The sequence below is a fragment of the Streptomyces sp. T39 genome (genome assembly GCF_008042045.1).
In the GTDB taxonomy this organism is placed as follows: Bacteria; Actinomycetota; Actinomycetes; order Streptomycetales; family Streptomycetaceae; genus Streptomyces.
This window is the reverse complement of the sequence record NZ_RDBP01000115.1, coordinates 1-937: the sequence shown is the minus strand read 5'-3', so window position 1 is coordinate 937 and position 937 is coordinate 1. Positions and strand designations below refer to the sequence as shown.

At 73.6% G+C, this 937-nt stretch carries 2 protein-coding genes; one reads left to right on the top strand and one right to left on the bottom strand.

Annotation, left to right across the window (positions count from 1 at the left end):
* Positions 1-71: 71 nt before the first annotated feature.
* Positions 72-425: a DUF1330 domain-containing protein gene (locus tag EAO77_RS35680; RefSeq protein WP_147992465.1), complete on the top strand. Its 354-nt coding sequence runs from the start codon at positions 72-74 to the stop codon at positions 423-425.
* 28 nt (positions 426-453) lie between these two features.
* On the opposite strand, the gene EAO77_RS35675 is transcribed toward EAO77_RS35680, so the two are convergent.
* Positions 454-807: a hypothetical protein gene (locus EAO77_RS35675; protein WP_147992464.1), complete on the bottom strand. Its 354-nt coding sequence runs from the start codon at positions 805-807 to the stop codon at positions 454-456.
* Between the last annotated feature and the right edge of the window lie 130 nt (positions 808-937).

Sequence of the window (937 nt, the reverse complement as noted above, 5' to 3'; positions counted from 1 at the left end):
ACCGGCGCGGCCGCTCCCGGGCACGATCGAACCCGCGCCCCGCACTCCACCGCCCACCGCACGGAGGAACGATGACCGCCTACGCGATCGCCCGGCTGATGCCCACCGGACAGCCCCACGACGAGGTCCTCGACTACATCGAGCGCATCCAGGCCACCATGGACCCGTACGAGGGCCGCTTCCTCGTCCACGGCACCGCCCACGAGGTCATGGAGGGCGACTGGCCGGGCTCGGTCGTCGTCATCGGGTTCCCGTCCCTCGACGCCGCCCGCGCCTGGTACGACTCCGACGCCTACCGCGCCCTGATCCCCCTGCGCACCCGCCACATACCGGGCGACATCATCCTCGTCCGGGGCACCGGCCCCGACTACGACCCCCACGCCACGGCCGCCGCGCTGCGCGCCTCCCGCGACGGAACGCCGTGAGGCGTGACGAGCGCAGCCGCGGCGTCCCTCAGCGGAACTCGTGGACCACCCGGATCGGGCCCACGATGTGGGCGTTGAACTCGTCCAGTTCCCGGGCCGGCACCCACAGCTCCAGGATCGTCCGCCCGCCCGCCTGCTGGACCGGGTACCGCGTCAGGAACTCCGACTCGACCTCGAAGCGCGTCACGAAGCCCGCTCCGCTGTGCTTCACGTTCCAGTCCCGGGCGATTTTGATCGCGTAGTCCTCGTCGAGCACCGGATAGAAGATCGGCTGCTCGGCCAGCCGGGGCGGCCATGCCCGCCACCCCGACTCCCGCACCAGATCCAGCTCCTGGGGCCCGGTGGGCCGCCACAGGGTCGTCGTCGCGCGGGTGCCGGGCATGGTGGTCTCCGTGGATGGCCGTGGACGGGTGAGCCGCCTCCTGGGGCGGCTCGCCCGCCGGACGCTACCGCGCGGCACGGTCCGGGCCCACCGGGTTTCGCGTTCCGCGGGGGGCGGCCCGCCCCCGGCG